At 63.8% G+C, this 19,343-nt stretch carries 18 protein-coding genes; 7 read left to right on the top strand and 11 right to left on the bottom strand.

The window, feature by feature from the left end; genetic code table 11:
* From flgG to flgB, 6 genes are all read right to left on the bottom strand, one after another.
* Nucleotides 1-786 (bottom strand): flagellar basal-body rod protein FlgG, encoded by a 786-nt coding sequence (flgG, locus tag K6G35_RS18505; RefSeq protein WP_008641159.1) that lies wholly within the window; start codon nucleotides 784-786, stop codon nucleotides 1-3.
* Between the two features lie 48 nt (nucleotides 787-834).
* Entirely contained in the window at nucleotides 835-1,578 is a 744-nt protein-coding gene (gene flgF, locus K6G35_RS18510) for a flagellar basal-body rod protein FlgF (RefSeq protein ID WP_008641158.1), read from the bottom strand.
* A gap of 26 nt (nucleotides 1,579-1,604) precedes the next feature.
* Complete coding sequence (gene flgE, locus K6G35_RS18515) at nucleotides 1,605-2,852, bottom strand: flagellar hook protein FlgE (protein ID WP_008641157.1); 1,248 nt, start codon at nucleotides 2,850-2,852, stop codon at nucleotides 1,605-1,607.
* Nucleotides 2,853-2,925: 73 nt separating this feature from the next.
* Nucleotides 2,926-3,594, bottom strand: coding sequence for a flagellar hook assembly protein FlgD (locus tag K6G35_RS18520; RefSeq protein WP_008641156.1), 669 nt, complete (start codon nucleotides 3,592-3,594; stop codon nucleotides 2,926-2,928).
* A gap of 41 nt (nucleotides 3,595-3,635) precedes the next feature.
* Nucleotides 3,636-4,043, bottom strand: coding sequence for a flagellar basal body rod protein FlgC (gene flgC / locus K6G35_RS18525; RefSeq protein ID WP_008641155.1), 408 nt, complete (start codon nucleotides 4,041-4,043; stop codon nucleotides 3,636-3,638).
* A gap of 11 nt (nucleotides 4,044-4,054) precedes the next feature.
* Nucleotides 4,055-4,462, bottom strand: coding sequence for a flagellar basal body rod protein FlgB (gene flgB / locus K6G35_RS18530; RefSeq protein ID WP_035880745.1), 408 nt, complete (start codon nucleotides 4,460-4,462; stop codon nucleotides 4,055-4,057).
* 274 nt (nucleotides 4,463-4,736) lie between these two features.
* On the opposite strand from flgB, the gene flgA reads away from it, so the two are divergent.
* The 5 genes from flgA to K6G35_RS18555 all read left to right on the top strand — a co-directional run bounded on the left by flgA (nucleotide 4,737) and on the right by K6G35_RS18555 (nucleotide 10,269).
* Complete coding sequence (gene flgA / locus K6G35_RS18535) at nucleotides 4,737-5,474, top strand: flagellar basal body P-ring formation chaperone FlgA (protein ID WP_186426738.1); 738 nt, start codon at nucleotides 4,737-4,739, stop codon at nucleotides 5,472-5,474.
* A 238-nt stretch (nucleotides 5,475-5,712) separates the two neighbouring features.
* On the top strand, nucleotides 5,713-6,033 hold the full coding sequence (gene flgM / locus K6G35_RS18540) for a flagellar biosynthesis anti-sigma factor FlgM (protein ID WP_029309689.1): 321 nt from the start codon (nucleotides 5,713-5,715) through the stop codon (nucleotides 6,031-6,033).
* 7 nt (nucleotides 6,034-6,040) lie between these two features.
* Nucleotides 6,041-6,505, top strand: coding sequence for a flagellar protein FlgN (locus tag K6G35_RS18545; RefSeq protein WP_495676839.1), 465 nt, complete (start codon nucleotides 6,041-6,043; stop codon nucleotides 6,503-6,505).
* A gap of 121 nt (nucleotides 6,506-6,626) precedes the next feature.
* The gene (locus K6G35_RS18550) at nucleotides 6,627-7,658 is read left to right on the top strand and encodes an FUSC family protein (protein WP_035880743.1); all 1,032 of its coding nucleotides are present in this window, start codon (nucleotides 6,627-6,629) and stop codon (nucleotides 7,656-7,658) included.
* A gap of 367 nt (nucleotides 7,659-8,025) precedes the next feature.
* On the top strand, nucleotides 8,026-10,269 hold the full coding sequence (locus tag K6G35_RS18555; RefSeq protein WP_008641142.1) for an NADP-dependent isocitrate dehydrogenase: 2,244 nt from the start codon (nucleotides 8,026-8,028) through the stop codon (nucleotides 10,267-10,269).
* 268 nt (nucleotides 10,270-10,537) lie between these two features.
* Here K6G35_RS18555 and K6G35_RS18560 read toward each other — a convergent pair whose 3' ends face one another.
* Together K6G35_RS18560 and K6G35_RS18565 are read right to left on the bottom strand one after the other, a co-directional pair.
* Nucleotides 10,538-11,683, bottom strand: a complete 1,146-nt coding sequence (locus K6G35_RS18560) for an acyl-CoA dehydrogenase family protein (RefSeq protein WP_186426737.1) — start codon at nucleotides 11,681-11,683, stop codon at nucleotides 10,538-10,540.
* A 23-nt stretch (nucleotides 11,684-11,706) separates the two neighbouring features.
* Nucleotides 11,707-12,906 (bottom strand): acyl-CoA dehydrogenase, encoded by a 1,200-nt coding sequence (locus K6G35_RS18565; RefSeq protein WP_008641140.1) that lies wholly within the window; start codon nucleotides 12,904-12,906, stop codon nucleotides 11,707-11,709.
* A gap of 194 nt (nucleotides 12,907-13,100) precedes the next feature.
* Between K6G35_RS18565 and K6G35_RS18570 the strand changes: the two genes are divergently transcribed.
* Nucleotides 13,101-13,586, top strand: coding sequence for an LEA/WHy family protein (locus K6G35_RS18570; protein ID WP_008641139.1), 486 nt, complete (start codon nucleotides 13,101-13,103; stop codon nucleotides 13,584-13,586).
* Nucleotides 13,587-13,667: 81 nt separating this feature from the next.
* On the opposite strand, the gene K6G35_RS18575 is transcribed toward K6G35_RS18570, so the two are convergent.
* A complete protein-coding gene (locus K6G35_RS18575) occupies nucleotides 13,668-15,005 on the bottom strand; it encodes a nucleobase:cation symporter-2 family protein (protein ID WP_495676840.1) in 1,338 nt (445 codons plus the stop codon).
* 68 nt (nucleotides 15,006-15,073) lie between these two features.
* A complete protein-coding gene (locus K6G35_RS18580; RefSeq protein WP_008641132.1) occupies nucleotides 15,074-16,612 on the bottom strand; it encodes an EAL domain-containing protein in 1,539 nt (512 codons plus the stop codon).
* Between the two features lie 317 nt (nucleotides 16,613-16,929).
* On the opposite strand from K6G35_RS18580, the gene K6G35_RS18585 reads away from it, so the two are divergent.
* Nucleotides 16,930-18,816, top strand: a complete 1,887-nt coding sequence (locus K6G35_RS18585; RefSeq protein ID WP_495676841.1) for a methyl-accepting chemotaxis protein — start codon at nucleotides 16,930-16,932, stop codon at nucleotides 18,814-18,816.
* Here K6G35_RS18585 and K6G35_RS18590 read toward each other — a convergent pair whose 3' ends face one another.
* On the bottom strand, nucleotides 18,817-19,287 hold the full coding sequence (locus K6G35_RS18590; RefSeq protein ID WP_008641123.1) for a nucleoside deaminase: 471 nt from the start codon (nucleotides 19,285-19,287) through the stop codon (nucleotides 18,817-18,819).
* Nucleotides 19,288-19,343: the final 56 nt, after the last annotated feature.

Raw genomic sequence — 19,343 nt, forward strand, 5'->3', positions numbered from 1 at the left:
TTATCCCATCTGGGTCAAACGCTGCAGCATCTGATCGGACGTCTGCACCGCCTTGCTGTTGATTTCGTACGCGCGCTGGGTCTGGATCATGCTCACCAGTTCTTCCACCACGTTCACGTTCGACGCTTCGACATAGTTGTTCTGGAGCGTGCCCGCGCCGTTCAGGCCCGGCACCGTGGTGTTGGGCGCGCCCGAAGCATCGGTCTGCACGTACAGGTTCTCGCCCATGCTTTCCAGCCCGGTCGGGTTCGGGAACGTGGCGAGTTGAAGCTGGCCCACCGTGGCTGCGTTGGTCGAGCCCGGCTGCATCACGGTCACCGTGCCGTCACGCGCGATGTTCACCGACGTGTAGTTGGCCGGCAGCGTAATGGCCGGATTGATCACGAAGCCGCTCGACGTGACCAGCTGGCCGTTCTGGTCCACCTGGAACGAACCGTCGCGCGTGTAGGAGGTGGTGCCGTCGGGCATCGTCACCTGGAAGAAGCCGTTGCCGATGATGGCCACGTCCTTGGCGTTGCCCGTTTGCTGCGGGTTGCCTTGCGTGTGGATACGCTCGGTTGCCACCGGACGCACACCAGTACCGATCTGCATGCCGGACGGCAGCACCGTCTGGTCCGACGACATCGCGCCCGGCTGGCGGATCGTCTGGTACATCATTTCCTCGAACACGGCACGGCTGCGCTTGAAGCCCGTGGTGGACACGTTGGCCAGGTTGTTCGAGATCACGTCCATCTGCGTCTGCTGCGCATCAAGACCGGTCTTGGCAATCCAGAGAGAGCGGATCATGGTGTTCCTTGTCTTAGCTTTTCCGCGCCGGCTTCAAGGCCGCGCGCTTCAATTGTTGGAGAGCAGCGCGTTAGCCCGCTGGTCGTTGCTGTCGGCGCCCGTGATCATCTTCATCTGCATCTCGAAGCGGCGCGCATTGGCGATCATTTCCACCATGGAGTCGACCGGGTTGACATTGCTGCCTTCCAGCGCGCCGGAGATCACGCGGACGTTGGGGTCCTGCTGAAGCGGGTCCACGCCCGGACGCAGACGGAAATAGCCGTCGTCACCACGCGCCAGCCCTTCGGGCGGCGGTGTGACGACGCGCAGCTTTCCTACCTGGGCCAGGCCGTTCGCGGCCTCGCCCGGGCCACGCGCGGTCACGGTTCCATCGGTGCCGATCGACACCGTGGAACCGGGCGGAATCCCGATCGGACCACCGTCGCCCATGACCGGCAGGCCCAGCGAGGTCTGGAGCTGCCCGTCCGGCGACACCTGTAGCGATCCTGCTCGGGTATATGCCTCGGAGCCGTCCGGCATCTGCACCGCCAGCCAGCCGTTGCCCTGCAGCGCCACGTCCAGATTGCGGCCCGTGTAGCTGAGCGGACCGGCTTTCATGTCGGCGCCTGGCGTCGAGGCCAGCGTGAAGGCGCGTGTCTGCGCCTCCTGCCCCACCACCGGCACGGCGCGGTACATGTTGACCTGCGCCTTGAAGGCCGTTGTGGATGCATTGGCCAGGTTGTTCGATACCGCGGCCTGCTGGTCGAGTATCTGCTTGGCGCCCGACAGGGCGGTGTAGATCATGCGGTCCATGACGCTGCTTGAAGTTCAGGCTGAGATCAGAGGTTCACCAGCGTCTGCATGACCGTGTCCTGCGCCTTGATGGTCTGCGCGTTGGCTTGGTAGTTGCGCTGGGCGACGATCAGGTTCACGAGCTGGCCGGACAGGTCCACGTTCGACTCTTCCACCGAGCCCGACTGCAGCGTGCCCATCGAACCGCCGGCCACGCCGAGCAGTTCCTGGCCCGAGGCGCCGGTGGCGGACCACACGTTGTTGCCTTCCGGCTTCAGGCCTTCGGCATTGCCGAACGCGGCCATGGCGATCTGGCCCAGCGACTTCGTCTGCTCGTTCGAGAACGAACCGAGGATCGTGCCGTCTGACTGCACCGAGAAGCCCAGCAGCGAGCCCGACGTGAAACCGTTCTGCACGATGCTCTTCGGGTCGTTGTCCGCGCCGAACTGGGTGGTGCCCGACAGATCCAGCGTAGCCGTCATCGCGGCGGCGCCATTGGCGGCCGGCAGCGTGACCGTCGGCATCGTGGTGGCGCTCGGCGCCTTGAGCATGCCGTTTGCATCGAACGACAGCGTGACCGTCTGCAGCACGTTGCCGGACGCGTCGGTCACGTTCATGTCCCAGTCCGTGCCGCCGAATGCGTTGGGCGGTGCCGGGTTCGTCGCCGGGATGCTCTTGCCGAAGTACGCGGTGAGCTGCTGCTTGTTGCCCAGCGAGTCATACACCGTCATCGCCGTGCTGTAGTTGAACATGGTCGAGTTCGGCAGCGCGGGGGGGTTGGCGCCCGGCGTGCTGACAAACGCGTTGGTCGGTACCGTGCTGCGCGAATCGAGCTGGAACTGGGCCTTGATGTTCGTGGTGGCCTGCGGCGGCATCTGCGCGTTGCTGATCACGATCGGTTGCGGTGCCACACCGCCTGCCGTGGTGCCAGCCGGGTAACCGGTGACCTGCAGGCCCGACGCGTTGACCAGACGGCCATCGTCCAGGCGCTGGAACTGGCCATTGCGCGAGTAGTACACCCCGCCGTCCGTGCTGGCCAGGCGGAAGAAACCGTTGCCGTTACTGATGGCCACGTCGAGGTTGCGCCCGGTCGACGAGATATTGCCGTTGGTGAACGACTGCACCACCGAATTCACACGCGTGCCCAGGCCGATCTTCGAACCTGCGTAGACATCCGCGAACTGCGCGGTCGATTGCTTGAAGCCAACCGTGTTCGCGTTGGCGATGTTGTTGCCGATCACGTCCAGGTTGGACGCCGCGGCGTTCAGGCCGCTTACCCCTTGACCAAAACCCATGATTAACCCCTATGTAGGCTGTCGTTCGTGAAATGCCCGCGCGTATGCCGGACCGGGTGATATGTAAATGCGTTCAGGAAATGCGGCGTACGTCGTCGACGCTGGCGGTCTGGCCGTTGCCGAGGTCGACCAGCACGCCCGAACTGTCGCCGCTGATCGCTTGCACCTTGCCGTAGACCAGCGCCACCGGCAACACGTCCTTGCCGTTGGCCGTCGCGGCCACCTTGAAGCTGTAGTCGCCATCCGCGACGGCGTTGCCCTGGTCGTTCTTGCCGTCCCAGGCAACATCCTTGACACCGGCGGTCTGGCCTTTCATGTCGATCGTGCGCACCACGTTGCCGCTGGCATCTAGCACCTGCACGGTCACGCTGTCGGCGGTCGAAGGAATGTCCACGCCGATCTGGCCCGGCACGCCGCCGGACACGCTCACGGCAGAGCCGGGCACCATCACGGTCTTGCCGATCAGGCTGGCCGAGTCCATCGCGCGGCTCGCGGCAGTCTGCTGCAGCAACTGGGTCAGCGTGGTGTTCATTGTCTGCAGGCCGCTCACGGTGCTGATCTGCGCGAGCTGCGAAGTAAGCTGCGAGTTGTCGAGCGGATTGAGCGGGTCCTGGTTGTTCATCTGCGTCACCAGCATCGTCAGGAACTGGTTCTGCAGGTCGGCGGCGCTGGCGCTGCCGTTCTGCAGTGCCTGGTTCACAGCCGAAGTGGTGCTGCTGCCAACGTTGGAAGTGGTGGTCATGGTGGGTTCCGGCTAGTCCTGGAGTTTCGGAAGGTTGGGCTTCACTGACCGATGGTCAGCGTCTTCAGCATCATGCTCTTGGCGGTGTTGAGCACCTCCACGTTGGCCTGGTACGAACGCGATGCGGAGATCATGTTGACCATCTCTTCCACCGGATTCACGTTGGGCATCGTCACGTAGCCGTTGGCGTCCGCGAGCGGATGGCTCGGGTTGAGCACCATGCGCGCCGGCGCGGTGTCTTCCATCACCCCAGCCACCTGCACGCCGCCAACATCGCTCTGGCCGGGCGTGGGCGCCATCTCGAAGATCACCTGCTTGGCGCGATACGGCTGCCCGTTCGGGGCCACCGCGCTGTCCGCGTTGGCCAGGTTCGAAGCCGTCACGTTCATGCGTTGCGACTGCGCGGCCATCGCCGAGCCCGCCACATCGAAAATGCTCATCGTTCCCACGGCAGTCTCCGTCAGCTCTGGATCGCAGCCAGCATCGTCTTGATCTTGGAACTCATCACCGTGAGGCCCGCTTCGTAATGGACGGTGTTGTCGGCAAAGGCCACGCGCTCGGTATCCATTTCGACCGTGTTGCCGTCGATGCTCGACTGCAGCGGAATGCGGTAGTCAAGTTCATTGCCGGTGGACGTGGGTGCCTGCCCCGGCAGGTGACGCGCGGACGTGGTAGACAACGACGTGCCCTGGCTGCGCTGGCCGCGTTCCACCGACTGGGCCAGCGTGCTGGCGAAGTCGAAGTCGCGGGCCTTGTAGCCTGGCGTGTCGGCGTGCGCGATGTTCGAGGCAATCACCGATTGCCGCTGTGTCCTCAGGCTCAGGGCTTCCTGCTGGAAGCGGAACGCTGCGTCGAGTTTGTCCATGATGTCTGCCTTTCCTGCGTGGCTTCAAATGGCTGCATTGCGGGAGAACGCCGTCGCGTGGCCAGGTATACGTGTCCGGCGCCGCGGTCGGGCTTCTTCAGGGTTGCCATCTTAGGGGCCGGGTTGTCACGCCAATCGCTGGAATAGGGACGGGAAACCCGCGCATTTCCGCTGCGGTCTCTCGCGCCACGCTGCCTACAATGAGCCCCACTGAATGACAACGGCGCATCGCGCACGGGCGGCGCGCCACCCATACATCCTTGCTGGGATGAACGCCATGAATCTCTATCGCCAGGCCGCCGCGCTGTTGGCGCTGGCCGGCATTGCCATGAGCCAGCCAGTGCTGGCCGCGCCCTCCGCTGCCACGCCTGTGACTGCACAAACCCCATCCACGCCGTTTGTCGATGACCCGGCGCGCGTGGCCGTGGAGCAGTTCCTGCTGCGCCAGGCCAGCGGGCTGCCCGGCAAGGTCAGCGTTCAGGTGGGAACGCCCTCGGGCGGCCGCGCGCCGGAGTGCGTCGATCCCCAACCGTTCCTGCCGCCCGGCGCAGCGCCTTACGGCCGCGTCAACGTAGGATTGCGCTGCGGTGGTGACCGGCCGTGGACACGCTACATGCAGGCGCGCGTGTCGGTGCTCACTGACTACTATGTGGCCGCGCGCGCGATGGGCCCGGGAGAAACCATTACCGCCGCCGATCTCGAGGTCCGCCAGGGCGATCTGGCCATGCTGCCGCGCGCCGTGGTGACCGACCCGTCGCAGGTGGACGGCTCCGTCTCCGCCAATCGCATCGCCGCCGGCTCGCCGATGCGCACCGACCTGGTCCGGAAGCCGATTGCGGTGAAATCGGGCCAGACCGTCAACGTGACCGTGGAAGGCGATTCGTTCCAGCTCAGCAGCGAAGGCAAGGTGCTGACCGACGCCGCCACCGGCAATATGGTCCAGGTGCGGCTGCGCAACGGCCAGGTTGTCAGCGGGCTGGTTCGCAGCGGCGATACGGTCGTGCTGCAGCAGTAAGTCGATGAAAATTGCGGCCGCGGCACTTTTCGCCGTGGCCTGAAATCATTGGAAGTTAGTCGTCACACGGGCTGGAGGCCTTGGCACAACAGGAAAATGGCAACGTCACAACCGGCACGGGCCGGGCGTGCGAAAATGCCGCGGAACTGTCAGGCGATCGCGCCGCACCACACCGGAAAATCCTAAAGTTTCCGGCAGCGCATCCGATAAGCCAGAGGAACCCAGCAAGGATTTCACCGTGAAGATCAACAATTCCCCCTCGTCCCGGCCCACCGAGCCGTCGGCATCCGAAGGCGGCGCCCGTCCGGCCGCCAGCGGTGCCGCCGCGTCGTCGGATCCCACCGCCCTGACCGGCGTGCGTGTCAGCCCGCTGGCCGCGCAGGTTCGGGAAATCGGCACGCGCCTGCTGCAGGACAGCGACAGTGATATCGATGTCGCCAAGGTTGCGGAAGTGCGCAAGGCGATTGCGGAGGGCCGGATCCAGATCGATCCCAGCAAGATTGCCGACGGCCTGCTCGCATCGCTCCATGAGCTGAGCCAGGGCGGCAGCAAACCCTGAACTTCACATGACCCAGGCAGCCCTGATCCAGACCCTTTCGATTGAAGCCGGCGCCATTGCGGCCTTTGGCCGCGCCCTTGCGGATGAACGCGAGGCCATCAAGCGACAGGACTTCCAGGCATTGACCGATCTGCTCGGCAAGAAGATGGAACTGGCTCAGGCGCTGACCCGCGCCTCCGCCGCGCGCGAGGCGCAGATGATCGCGCTGAAGCTGCGCGTGGGCGCCGGCGGACTGCTGATCGGCGGCCCGCTCGAACCGGGCGTGGCCGAAGCGTGGCGCAAGGTGGTGTTCTTTGCCCACAAGGCCCGCGACGCCAACGAACTCAACGGCGCCATCGTCAACGCGCATCTGGAATTCACGCAGGAAGCGATCCAGGTACTGCGCCAGGGCGGTGCCGGCCCGAACGAAATGTACGGCCGCAACGGCAAGGCAAGCGCCACCGCGGGCGGCGTCAGTCTGGCCGCTGGCTGACACACACCCCGACCGCGACGGGTGCGGCCCCGCACCCGGGTATTCCTGCGCCGGGATGTAAACATTGCGGAACCCGGGTTCCGCTCTATACACTCGAAGCGTTCACTTTTCGGTGATCGCCATGTTCGAGGCCCTGCGAAAGACAACCAGCGCGCTGTTCGACCCCGACCGACGATTCCGTCAGGCCCGCATCTTTCACGCCGTGCGCGTGGCGCTGGCCCTGCTGGTCTCGATTGCGCTCACCACCGGCATTCACATCCCGCACGGTGAGTGGGCCACCATTACCGTTCTGGTCGTCATCGGCGGCCTGCAGCACCACGGCAACATCCGCCGGCGCGCCGCCGAGCGCGGCGTCGGCACGGTGATCGGCGCATTCCTCGGACTGCTTCTGATCCTGCAGGAAGCCTATTTCCATATCCCTGTACTCACCTGGCTGCTGCTGGCCCTGATCTGCGGCTACTGCGCTTACCACGCCGTGGGCAAAGGCGGGTACATCGCGCTGCTGGCGGCCATTACCGTCGTCATCACGGCAGGCCATGGCAACCAGCATGTCGAGGATGCCCTGTGGCGCACGCTCGATGTACTGATCGGCACGGTGATCGCGCTGGCCTTCTCGTTCGCGCTGCCTGCCTATGCTTCCTACTCCTGGCGCTTTAAGCTGGCCGGCATGCTGCGGAGCTGCGCGGCCGTCCACGCGAAGATCGCGCGCGGGATGCGGGACGAGAAAGAGCGGCAGCAGGACATGATGAAGCTCTCGGCGTCGATGGTGCAGTTGCGCAGCCTGATCCCATCCGTCGCGAAGGAAACCGGCGTGCCGACGACCGATCTCGAGGAGGTGCAACACAGCGCGCGGGTCTGCATCAGCGCGCTGGAAATGCTCGCGGCCATCGACCCCGTGGCGGCCGAGCCGACGGACGAGGAACGCCACATCCGCGATCTGTTGCTGGAAATGGCCAGCGCGCTCGAGTCCGGCGACGAATCCATGGTGCAACTGAACCTGCCGCTGCCCGAGCCGCATCCGGATGACCCCTCGATCGGCCACAGCTCCCATACCTTCCTGACGCTGCACCTGGCCGCCGAGATCGGCCATCTGCGCGATCACCTTGCGCAGATGGCCCGGCAGAGCCGCTTTCCGTACAACGGTACGCACTGAGCAACCGGCCCGTGATGCCGATTCCAGTGAATGCGTCTGGCCGCCCTTCCAAATCGAAAAAATGCGCTTTGAGGCACATGAATGAGCCATTATTCCCGAGTCCGCCAGTCGGACTCTTCTATAAGATATAAGAATGATGCTTTTTCATCGATTCCTGTCATTGGCTAAATCGATGATTTTGAACGCAAATGGCAGCATGAAGACGGGGTGATAGCCAGACCGATGGTGAATGCGGCTGCATACATTGCGTAAATTTCACATGAAGGATTGCACCTCCGCCATGCAAAATCAGGCAAAATTCGAGTCTTGCCTCGAACCGCGACCCGGAAGAGGCATTTCCCAACCCGAATCTGATGCGAGATAAGCGATGAGCAACCAGCAGCCAACCATCATTTACACCCTAACCGACGAAGCTCCGCTGCTGGCCACCAGTGCCTTCCTGCCCATCATCCGTACGTTCGCTGGCCCGGCCGGCGTGAACGTCGTGACCAGCGACATCTCGGTCGCTGGCCGTATCCTGGGCGAATTCCCCGAATTCCTGACCGAAGCACAGCGTGTGCCGGACAACCTGGCCGAACTGGGCAAGCTCACGCAAGACCCGGACACCAACATCATCAAGCTGCCGAACATCAGCGCCTCGGTGTTCCAGCTCGTCAGCGCGATCAAGGAACTGCAGTCGAAGGGCTACAAGATCCCCGACTTCCCCGAAGATCCGAAGACCGAAGAAGAGAAGGCCATCCAGAAGCGCTACTCGAAGTGCCTGGGCAGCGCCGTGAACCCGGTCCTGCGCGAAGGCAACTCGGACCGCCGCGCGCCTGCCGCCGTCAAGAACTACGCCCGCAAGCACCCGCACAGCATGGGCGAGTGGAGCATGGCCTCGCGCACGCACGTCGCCCACATGAAGCACGGCGACTTCTACCATGGCGAAAAGTCGATCACGCTGGACGGCGCACGCGAAGTCCGCATGGAACTGCTGACCAAGAGCGGCAAGACCATCGTGCTGAAGCCGAAGGTCGCGCTGCTGGACGGCGAAGTCATCGACAGCATGTTCATGAGCAAGAAGGCCCTGCTGGACTTCTATGAAGACCAGATGGAAGACGCGCGCAAGACCGGCGTCATGCTGAGCCTGCACGTGAAGGCGACGATGATGAAGGTGTCGCACCCGATCGTGTTCGGCCACGCCGTCAAGGTCTTCTACAAGGATGCGTTCGCCAAGCACCAGAAACTGTTCGACGAACTGGGCGTGAACGTCAACAACGGCCTGGTCGACCTGTACACCAAGATCGAAACGCTGCCGGAATCGAAGCGCGAGGAAGTCATCCGCGACATGCACGCCTGCCACGAACATCGCCCGGAAATGGCGATGGTGGATTCGGCCAAGGGCATCTCGAACCTGCACGCGCCGAACGACGTGATCGTCGACGCATCGATGCCGGCCATGATCCGTATCGGCGGCAAGATGTGGGGCGCGGACGGCCGCACGAAGGACACGAAGTGCCTGATTCCGGAATCGACGTTCGCCCGCATCTATCAGGAAATCATCAACTTCTGCAAGACCAACGGCGCGTTTGATCCGGTAACGATGGGCACGGTGCCGAACGTCGGCCTGATGGCCCAGAAGGCCGAAGAGTACGGTTCGCACGACAAGACGTTCGAAATTCCCGAAGACGGCGAAGCCCGCATCGTCGACAACGCCACCGGCGAAGTGCTGACCGCCCTGACGCAGCAGGTTGAAGCAGGCGACATCTGGCGCATGTGCCAGGTCAAGGACGCCCCGATCCGCGACTGGGTGAAGCTGGCCGTCACGCGCGCCCGCAATTCGGGCATGCCTGCCGTGTTCTGGCTGGACCCGTACCGTCCGCACGAGGCCGAGCTGATCAAGAAGGTGGAAACGTACCTGAAGGATTACGACACCAACGGCCTGGAGATCCAGATCATGTCGCAGGTTCGCGCCATGCGTTACACGCTGGAGCGCGTGATCCGCGGCCTGGACACCATCTCGGTGACCGGCAACATCCTGCGTGACTACCTGACCGACCTGTTCCCGATCATGGAACTGGGCACCAGCGCCAAGATGCTGTCGATCGTGCCGCTGATGGCAGGTGGCGGCATGTACGAAACCGGCGCGGGCGGTTCGGCACCGAAGCACGTCGCGCAGCTCGTGGAAGAAAACCACCTGCGTTGGGACTCGCTGGGTGAATTCCTGGCCCTGGCCGTGTCGCTGGAAGAGCTGGGCATCAAGTCCGGCAACGAACGCGCCAAGATCCTGGCCACGACGCTGGACGCCGCCACCGGCAAGCTGCTGGACAACGCCAAGAGCCCGTCGCCGAAGACCGGCCAACTCGACAACCGTGGCAGCCAGTTCTACCTGGCCATGTACTGGGCCCAGGAACTGGCCGCGCAGAAGGGCGACGCCGAGCTGGCGAAGATCTTCGCGCCGCTGGCCAAGACGCTGACGGACAACGAGTCGACCATCATCGGCGAACTCGGCGCTGTGCAGGGCAAGCCGGTGGACATCGGCGGCTACTACATGCCGGACGCCGCCATGCTGGAAGCCGTGATGCGCCCGAGCCAGACGCTGAACTCGGCGCTGGCAGCAGTGAAGGCCTAAGAAGCTGTTTCAGAATGAAGCGAAGCGGTTATGGCTAGGCGCGGGGCCGCAGACAGTACAAGTCGTACGGCAAGGCCCCGCAACGACGCCAGAATCGTTTTGAAACGGCTTCCAAGTCGCGCTCGCCTCGCCGCTTGCCCGGTCGTTCTGGCTGGCGGTGGTGGTTGAAAACAGAAAAAGCCCCGGAGCAGGAATGCTCCGGGGCTTTTTCTTTGAGGTTCTTGCCGATCGGGGGAGGACTAAGGCGCCGTCGGTCCCCACCTCACGATCACGCCATCGCCGCCTGAACGGCCTCGGCGCAGATTGCCTCGTGCCGATCCGCCGAGCCGAAGATCAAATCCGCAACAATGGCACGCTTGTAGTAATGGCCGATCACGTACTCGTCGGTCATGCCGATGCCGCCGTGCAACTGAATGGCCTGCCCGCAGACATACCGGGCAGCACGGCCGACAAACGCCTTGGCCTGCGAAACCCGGTGCAACAGCGTGGCTTCGTCCTCATGGTCGATGGCTGCCAGCAGCGAGAACAGCATGGAACGCGCCAGCTCCATCTCCGCGGCCATGTCGGACATGCGATGTTGCAGCGCCTGGAAGCTGCCGATGGGCACGCCGAACTGCTTGCGCACCTTGAGGTAATCCGCCGTGACCTCGACGGCTTTCTCCATGCCGCCGACAAGCTCCGCGCACAGCGCCGCCGTTGCGTGCGCCAACCCGTGGCGCAGTGCGCGCAAGCCTTCGCCCGGCTCGCCGAGCATGGCCGAAGGCGGCACGCGCGCGCCATCGATTTCCAGCTCCGCCGCCCATGTGCCGTCATGTAGTGGCAGCGCGTGGCACGTCAGACCCGGCGTGCCGGTGTCGACGAGAAAGAGCGTGATCGCGGACGGCTCCCCACTATCGGCAAGGCGCGCCGACACGATGAAGGCATCGGCATCCACACCGCCCAGCACCAGCGTCTTGGTGCCACGCAACGTATAGCCGTCCGGGCCAGCCTCGGCTGACGTCGAAACGATCTCCGGCACTCCACGCGCATCGGCTTCGCTGTACGCAAGCGCGTAGCGTCGCGCCCCTTCGGCCAATGGTGGCAACAGTGCCTCTCTCTGGTTCGGTGTGGCTGCGGCCATCAGGGTCTGCGTGGCCAGCACGCCGCTACCCAGAAATGGCTCCAGCACCAGGCCACGCCCGAGTTCCTGCGCGATCAGGGCGGTGTCGATCACCGAACCGCCCAGGCCGCCGCAAGTCTCCGGCAGCGCGGCGGCCAGCCAGCCGTTCTCGGCAAAGGTCTGCCAGTGACAGGTACCGCCAGTCTGGCCCGCCTGGATCAACGCGGTGCGGGCTTCGAATGCATATGCCTTCTCGACGAAGCGGCGGGCGCTGTCCTGCAGCATTTGCTGCGCATCATTCAGCTTGAAATGCATGGATATGGAACACTCGTGCCGGGTCAGAACTGGAACAGCGACTTGGCGATGATGCCGCGCTGCACTTCGCTGGTACCACCGTAGATCGTGGTGGCCCGCCGGAAGAGCATGTCGGCCGCGATGGACTGCGCCACCTCCTGCATCGGCAGCGACCGGGCACCTGCCGTGGCCGCGTGCGATCCCGGATACGCCACCGCGCCATGGTCGCCCAGCGCCTCGACAAGGAACTCGCTCATCTTCTGCTGCAACTCGGTACCTCGCACCTTGAGGATCGAACCCATCGCGTGAGCCGCTGGACTATGGTCCGCCTCCATGGCCGCCACACGCTGCACCATCACCGTGATCGCCTGCAACTCGGCCTCCAGGCGTGCCAGGCGCAAGGCAAACTCGTGCCGGCCGATCAAGGTTCCGCCGCCCACCCCCCGCGTGGCAGCCAACGCACGCAATTGCCGCTGGAAGCGCTGCAGCGTCGGCAGGTCCGCCGTCGACGCGTGCTCGTTGTTGAGCAGGAACTTGGTGAGCTTCCACCCCTCGCCCTCGGCGCCGACGAGGTTGCCCACAGGTACCCGCACGTCCTCGAAGAACGTCTCGTTCAGATGATGCGCGCCGTCGATGCTGATGATCGGCCGTACGGTGATGCCTGGCGTCTTCATGTCCACCAGCAGGAAGCTGATGCCGGCCTGCTTCTTCACCTGCGTATCGGTACGCACCAGCAGAAAGATCCAGTCGGCCTCATGCCCATAGCTGGTCCAGATCTTCTGACCATTGACGACGTAGTGATCGCCGTCGCGCTCGGCGCGGGTCCGCAGCGAAGCGAGATCCGACCCGGAGCCCGGCTCGGAGAAGCCCTGACACCACATCCGCTTTCCAGCGAGAATCGCCGGCACGTGGGCGGCCCGCTGCTCCGGTGTGGCGAAATAGTTCAGCACGGGCCCCACCAGCTTCTGCGCGAAGCCATCCTGCGTCGGCGCGCCTGCCGCGCTGCACTCCTCGTCGAAGATCAGCCGCTGCGGCACGGTCCAGCCAGTACCGCCGTGCTCGCTGGCCCAGTACGGCGCGCCCCAGCCCTTGGCATGCAGGATGCCCTGCCAGCGGGCCAGATCCGCGCGTGGGGAGCGAAAGCCACCCTTGCGGCGCGGCAGGTCGGGGGGAAGACTCTCGCGCAGGAACTCGCGCACCTCCTGCCGGAATGCCTGCAGGCTGGGGTCGGGTCGGAAATCCATCTGAAGCTCTCCTGATCAAGCCAATGGACTTCACAGTAAGCGGCCAGACGTTGAAAGACAGCCCCCCGCTACTGGTGGGGGGGGCCAATATGCGCCTGGCCCGGTCGCCGCATGACTTCGCTATTCCATATGCCAGGTCTCGCCGGAAGCACTACACTAATCCACACCCGCAGACTCTCCAGACGAGGCCCACCATGCAGGCTCCCGACACATGGCGTTCCATTCGCCTCTACGTCCTCTGCCTTTGCATCCTTGCCTGGCTCGGCGGCTGCGCGGCGCTGACGGGTCAGGAACCGCTGCGGGTTGCCGTGGCTGGTGTCGAACCGATTCCGGGCGAAGGGCTGGAGATGCGCTTCAACGTCAAACTGCGCATTCAGAATCCCAACGATGCGCCGATCGAGTACAGCGGGGTGTCACTGGAGCTGGACCTGAACGGCCAATCCTTCGCCAGCGGCGTCAGTGACCAGAGCGGGACCGTGCCCCGGTTTGGCGAAACAGTGATCGACGTGCCATTGACCGTCCCCGCGTTCTCCGCCGTGCGTCAGGCGTTCGCCTTCGCCGGCGGCGTGAGTTCGGGCAACATTCCATATGAAGTGCGCGGACGACTGGCTGGCGGCTTTGCTGGCGGCACGCGCTTCACCGATCATGGAAAGCTGTCGCTGCCGACGGGGGGTACTTAAGGCTGATCCCATAAGTCAAACGCCCCGAAGCATCTCTGCTCCGGGGCGCCTTTCAAGCACGATTATCTTCCGCCGATCAACTCAGGCAAGCTCCTGCACCAGCGTCTCGCCTTCGACTTCCTCATCTATCGCATCGACCTCGCGGCCCGGCAGGCACAGGTTGAGTACCACGGCCACCAGCGCGCCGACGGTGATCCCGGAACCGAATACTTCCTTCACGAACGCAGGCAGCTTGCCGAGCAGATCCGGACGGATCGTCACGGCCAGGCCGCATCCGATCGACACCGCAATGATCAGGCTGTTGCGCTTGGTCGGTGCCGAATGACCCAGCATTCGGATGCCAGCCGACACGATCATCGCGAACATCATCAGGCCCGCGCCACCAAGCACGGGCTGCGGAATCGTCACCACCAGCGCGCCGAGCACCGGGAACAGCCCCGCAAGCACCAGCATCCCGCCGGTCAACGCCACCACATGGCGGCTGGCGACACCGGTCAGCGAGACCACGCCCACGTTCTGCGCGAACGTCGAGACAGGGGGGCTAGACAGCAGCGCCGCGAACGCGGAACCAACACCATCGCAAAGAATGCCGCGCGCCAGCGTCTTGCCAGGCATAGGCGTGCGCGTCGCCGAACCTAGCGCCATGAACGTGCCGGTCGTTTCAACGATGGTGACCAGGAACGCCAGGGACATCGCGGCGATACCGGAGATCGGGAACTTCATGCCGAAGCTCGCGGGCTGCGGCAGCGCGAAGACCGGCGCATCGTGAAGCTGCGAGAAGTCCACCATGCCAAGCGCCAGACAGATGAGGTAGCCGATCATGATGCCGAGCACCACGGCCGACGCCGACACGATGCCCTTGCCCCACTGAACGAAGCCGATCACGAGCAACAGCACGATGCCTGCAATCGCCAGCGAGCCGGGCGCCGCGTAGTTGGCGCTGCCCGCGCCTCCCGCTGCCCAATCAATTGCAACCGGTGTCAACGACAGGCCGATCATCGTGACGACGACACCTGTCACCGTGTGCGGAAACAGCTTGCGAATTGTCGGCATGAAGAAGCTGCCCACAATCATCACCAACGATCCGGCCAGCGATGCGCCGAGAATGCCTGGCACACCGTGCTCGAGGCCAACACTGATGCCGGCGCCAACAAACGTGAAGCTGGTGCCCATGACGCAGGGCAGCCGAATGCCGACGGGACCGACTCCCTTGCACTGGATGATCGTGACGATGCCGGAGCCAAGCAACGCGGCATTCACAAGCGCGACGATCTGCTCTGGGGGAAGTTTGAGCGCGCCGCCCAGAACGAGCGGTACGGCGATGATGCCGCCAAGCGCGGCGAGCAGATGTTGTGCGGCAAGCAGCACGGTCGTCAGGATCGGTGGACGATCCTCGACCTTATAAAGCAACGTCTCCATGCTTCAGGGTCTCCTCGGTTGATCCGGTCATAGCCGAATTTGTCCTCGGGTTTTTATCACAGAACCTGTCACTTTTGCATACAATTTTTGTAATACAAATTATGCATCCTAATGGCGGAAACGAAATCCTGCATCGGCATCGCCTTGCCAAACAGCCACCCTTGCGCGTATCGCACGCCGCGCGCCATGAGATAGTCCGCCTGTTCCTGGGTCTCCACGCCTTCGGCAATCACCGCGACGCCGACGTCCTTCGCCATGTCGATGATGTGCGCCACGACGTGCCCCCTGACCGAGTTCGTGCCGATGGCCGACACGAAGGATTTGTCGATCTTGATGTAGTCCACGTCCAGCGAGCCAAGGTACGAGAGTGACGAGTAGCCCGTGCCGAAATCATCGATCGCCACGCGAATGCCAAGCTTGCGTAACCTCTCGAAGTTAGGGATGACGCGGCTGGCTTCGAGCAGCACACCTTCAGTAGCTTCGACCATCACGCCGTCAACGCCACACGCATGCCTGACGTCGGCAATGCGTTGCGCAATCGCGCAAGCGGCCAGATCCTCGGCGGACAGATTGACCGAGAAGTACATCGCACGGGCAAGGTCCCGCGGCAACGCCTGTGCGTCGGCAACAAGCAGATCGAGCATTCTGTTCGTGAGCTTCCTGATGCGGTGATGCCGCTCGGCCAGCGGGATGAACTTGTCGGGCGCGATCCATTGCCCATCGTGGCACCAGCGCATCAGTGCTTCGGCGCCGATCCATTTCCCGCTTTCCAGTTCGACGATCGGCATGTACGCGAGGGACAGTTCATCGTCACGTAGCGCGCGATCGAGCTGCCGCAGCAACCCGTGTCGCCGACGCAGCCCCAGCCGCGCGAGCGCCACGAGCGCACCGCCGAGCAACGCGCCAAACGGTACCAGCCATATCGCGACATTGCGCCAGTTGGCATGGAGCGCGCTGTCCGGAGACATCACGACCGCTGCATAGTCACGCGAGGGGGAGAGGCTGACCGACCCCGTGGCGCCACGGTGCTGCCACGTGATTGCGCCGCGTTCGCGAATCAGTGGCGGCATGCCGTCAAGATCGATCGGGTCGCGTTGCACGATGATCTGTCTGTTGGAAATGGCAACGAGCGCGATCGCGAAGCCGCGACTGTCGCCGCCGGTGTCGAGAATCATGTCCGGCAGCGCCAGGCTCGAATAGCCGGTGACCGAGTCAGTCAGCGCGATGTATCGCCGACTCTCATCGAACGGCAACTTCACGGCCGTTCGCACCCATTTGCCAAGACGGCTTTGGTAGGCCGGCGGACCGATCGGGATACCCGCATCCCCGTAACCGTAGGACGAGCATTGCAGCACGTTGCCTTCGACGTAGCCCACCACCTGCAGATAGCTTGCGCCGACGGCGAGGTTGCGCATCAGCGCAACGTTGTCCGGAGAACATGGAGATGTGGCGCCATGCCGCCTCAAGGCCGCATTGATACGCAAGTTCTGCTCGCTGAAGACGTGGGCCCGGTACAGGACCTCCGCAGCAAGGATGCCGGTGTGCAGTTGCTGCTCGCTCAGCGCGAGGCGGTAGCTCATCCAGACCGAGGCACAGACGGGGAGCATGAAGGCTAGAGCAAGCGCCGCATAGGTCACGATCCTCGTTATCAGCCCCCTCATCCGCACCTCGATTCGTTTTTTTTGAGCCGATCAATCTATGCACTACGGCGGTTCGACGCTTAACCACTGGGGACAATAGCTTGACGGCTCGAGACATGACACCGCTGCATTTGAGAAATGACATATTGATGCTCAATAAATTCCGCCCGGCATCCGTTAGCGCTTCGGATCGGGATATGGGGTGTTCCCCCTGGGGCTGTTTTCTCGCCCGCTCCCGACCGTCAATGACAACAATCGAAGGCCACACAGGAGGACAACAATTCATGCGCCTGCTTCGCGGTATGACAATTCAACGCAAGCTCATCCTGAGCACAATCACCTGCCTCCTGCTCGTTGTGACAATGACCGCGATGCTCATCCTGTGGCAGATCAGCAAGGGGCTGCAGGAGCGCGTGGTCGATCTGGAATTGCCGGCGATCGTCGGCGAGATTCGCAATGACATGCTCCATCAGATCGCACGCCCGTTGGCCGCCGCCCAGGCAATGGCCGGCAACACGATGCTGCGTGACTGGGAGAGCAACGGACTCGCGGAGGACTACGTGCCGACGTGGCGCCGCTACGCTGCGGAGGTCAAGTCCCGCAATCAGGCGGACGCGGTCTTTTGGGTATCGGCCAGCCAGGGCAAGTACCTCACGGAGAAAGGCGTGGACCGCACCGTGCAGGCGGATTCCGCCGGCGACAAATGGCTCTTCGACTTTCTCTCACGCGGCAAACCCTACGAGCTGTCGCTGGACAAGGATCGGGATGCGGACAGCTACATGCTGTTCATCAACGCGCGCGCGGAAGCCGGTAATGGCAAGCTTGCCGTGGCGGGTCTGGGGCTGTCCATCAATCATCTGGCCGAGACGATCAACGGATATCGCCTGGGAAAGACCGGCTCGATCTTCCTGGCTCGCGCCGATGGCAAGGTACTGATGCATCGCGATGCGAAACTGGCGGAGGCCGGCACGCCGTTGGCGGACCTGCCAGGCTTCACCACCGATGCCGCGCGGGCGCTGCTGGCGCGGCAGCCGTTCGTGCATACGGAGGTTGATGCCCCGGAGGGCAAGCGAATCGTTGCGGCATCCTATGTGCCCGAGCTGGACTTGTACGTGGTGGCGCAGGTGCCCAAGTCCGAAGTTCTCGAAGAGATTCGCCACTCGTCGATCATCGCGGCCGTGACCGCGGGCCTGTCGGGCAGCCTGCTCGGCGTCATCGTGCTCTACTTCGTGATTCGCGCGCTGATGGCGCCGATCGGCCGCGTGGCCAGCGCGCTCGACGCGATCGCCACGGGCAACGGTGACCTGACCCAGCGCCTGCCGGTGGACTCGCAGGATGAAGTTGGCCGGCTTGCGGATGCTTTCAACCGTTTCGTCGCATCGCTGAATCGCACGATCGGAGATGTCCGGCAAGGCGTGGTGGCCATCGCGGATGCGACGCGCGAGATCGCGCAAGGCAATCACGATCTGTCCACCCGCACGGAGAATCAGGCGGCGGGCGTGGAGGAAACGGCCTCCGCCACCGAACAGCTCACGGCCACCGTGGCCACCAACGCGGAAACCGCGCGCCGCGCGAGCGCGCTGGCGGCCTCGGTATCCACGGACGTGCGCCGCAGCGGCGAGATGATGACCAACGCCGTATCGACCATGGAAACGATCACGCATAGCGCTGGCCAGATGTCGAGCATCATCGACGCTATCGAGGGCATCGCGTTCCAGACGAACATCCTGGCGCTCAATGCAGCCGTGGAGGCCGCGCGTGCCGGCGAGCATGGTCGCGGCTTTGCCGTGGTGGCGGGAGAAGTACGGGGTCTGGCGCAGCGCTCGGCAAACGCCGCCAAGGACATCAAGACGCTGATCGTCGGCACCGAGGAAGCCGTTCGTACCGGACGTTCGCTCGTCAATGAAGCCGGCAATGCCATGCAGCAGATCGTGCCGGCGATGCAGCAGGTCAGCACGCTGGTGGAAGAGATCGCGGAGGCCAGCGGCGAACAGAGCCGCGGCCTGGGCGAAATCAATCTTGCGATTACCGAGATGGACAGCACCAACCAGCAGAATGCCTCGCTGGTGGAGCAGGCGGCCGCCGCCGCGAAATCGCTCGAGGATCAGGCGACCGTGCTCAATCGCGTGGTCGCCGTGTTCAAGCTGGACGAACGCCTGCTGCAGGCCTGATCAGCCGGCCTTGCGCTTCCATTCCGCGTAAAGATCCGGGCACGATGCCGGCCGCACTGGCATGTACCGGATCTTCATCGACTGCTCGGCGAACGGCTTCGCCAGGTCGGCATAGATGGTCGCGGTGGAAAGACCGTATGGCTCGCCATCGTCGTTCGAATAGGCGTAGGTCACTTCCTTCACGCCCGCCATCCGCATCGCCGCCATGCACATCGGGCAAGGATGTCCGCTGGCATAGACGGCACAGCCATCCAGGCTGGGGCTGCCGAGCTTCTGGCTGGCGGCGCGAATGGCCGTCAGTTCCGCATGAGCGGTGGGGTCGTTGGTGCTCAGGATCTGGTTGACGCCGGTGGCGATCACTTCACCGTCCTTCACGATGACGGCCCCGAACGGCCGGCCACCCTGCTCCAGGTTGGCACGAGCCAACTCGATGGCTTCACCCAGATATCGTTCCGCGAGATTCGTGTTCATGTTGCTTCCTGCTCTTTATGGATTGCCGCTCTGGCGGCGGGCCAATGGTAACCGCG

This window comes from Cupriavidus sp. HY129 (assembly GCF_059492215.1).

Bases quoted from the DNA above. Each gene is read 5' to 3' on its own strand.
- flgG (WP_008641159.1), bottom strand. From the start codon at position 786: ATGATCCGCTCTCTCTGGATTGCCAAGACCGGTCTTGATGCGCAGCAG.
- flgF (WP_008641158.1), bottom strand. From the start codon at position 1,578: ATGGACCGCATGATCTACACCGCCCTGTCGGGCGCCAAGCAGATACTC.
- flgE (WP_008641157.1), bottom strand. From the start codon at position 2,852: ATGGGTTTTGGTCAAGGGGTAAGCGGCCTGAACGCCGCGGCGTCCAAC.
- K6G35_RS18520 (WP_008641156.1), bottom strand. From the start codon at position 3,594: ATGACCACCACTTCCAACGTTGGCAGCAGCACCACTTCGGCTGTGAAC.
- flgA (WP_186426738.1), top strand. From the start codon at position 4,737: ATGAATCTCTATCGCCAGGCCGCCGCGCTGTTGGCGCTGGCCGGCATT.
- K6G35_RS18545 (WP_495676839.1), top strand. From the start codon at position 6,041: ATGACCCAGGCAGCCCTGATCCAGACCCTTTCGATTGAAGCCGGCGCC.
- K6G35_RS18550 (WP_035880743.1), top strand. From the start codon at position 6,627: ATGTTCGAGGCCCTGCGAAAGACAACCAGCGCGCTGTTCGACCCCGAC.
- K6G35_RS18555 (WP_008641142.1), top strand. From the start codon at position 8,026: ATGAGCAACCAGCAGCCAACCATCATTTACACCCTAACCGACGAAGCT.
- K6G35_RS18560 (WP_186426737.1), bottom strand. From the start codon at position 11,683: ATGCATTTCAAGCTGAATGATGCGCAGCAAATGCTGCAGGACAGCGCC.
- K6G35_RS18565 (WP_008641140.1), bottom strand. From the start codon at position 12,906: ATGGATTTCCGACCCGACCCCAGCCTGCAGGCATTCCGGCAGGAGGTG.
- K6G35_RS18570 (WP_008641139.1), top strand. From the start codon at position 13,101: ATGCAGGCTCCCGACACATGGCGTTCCATTCGCCTCTACGTCCTCTGC.
- K6G35_RS18575 (WP_495676840.1), bottom strand. From the start codon at position 15,005: ATGGAGACGTTGCTTTATAAGGTCGAGGATCGTCCACCGATCCTGACG.
- K6G35_RS18580 (WP_008641132.1), bottom strand. From the start codon at position 16,612: ATGCTCCCCGTCTGTGCCTCGGTCTGGATGAGCTACCGCCTCGCGCTG.
- K6G35_RS18585 (WP_495676841.1), top strand. From the start codon at position 16,930: ATGCGCCTGCTTCGCGGTATGACAATTCAACGCAAGCTCATCCTGAGC.
- K6G35_RS18590 (WP_008641123.1), bottom strand. From the start codon at position 19,287: ATGAACACGAATCTCGCGGAACGATATCTGGGTGAAGCCATCGAGTTG.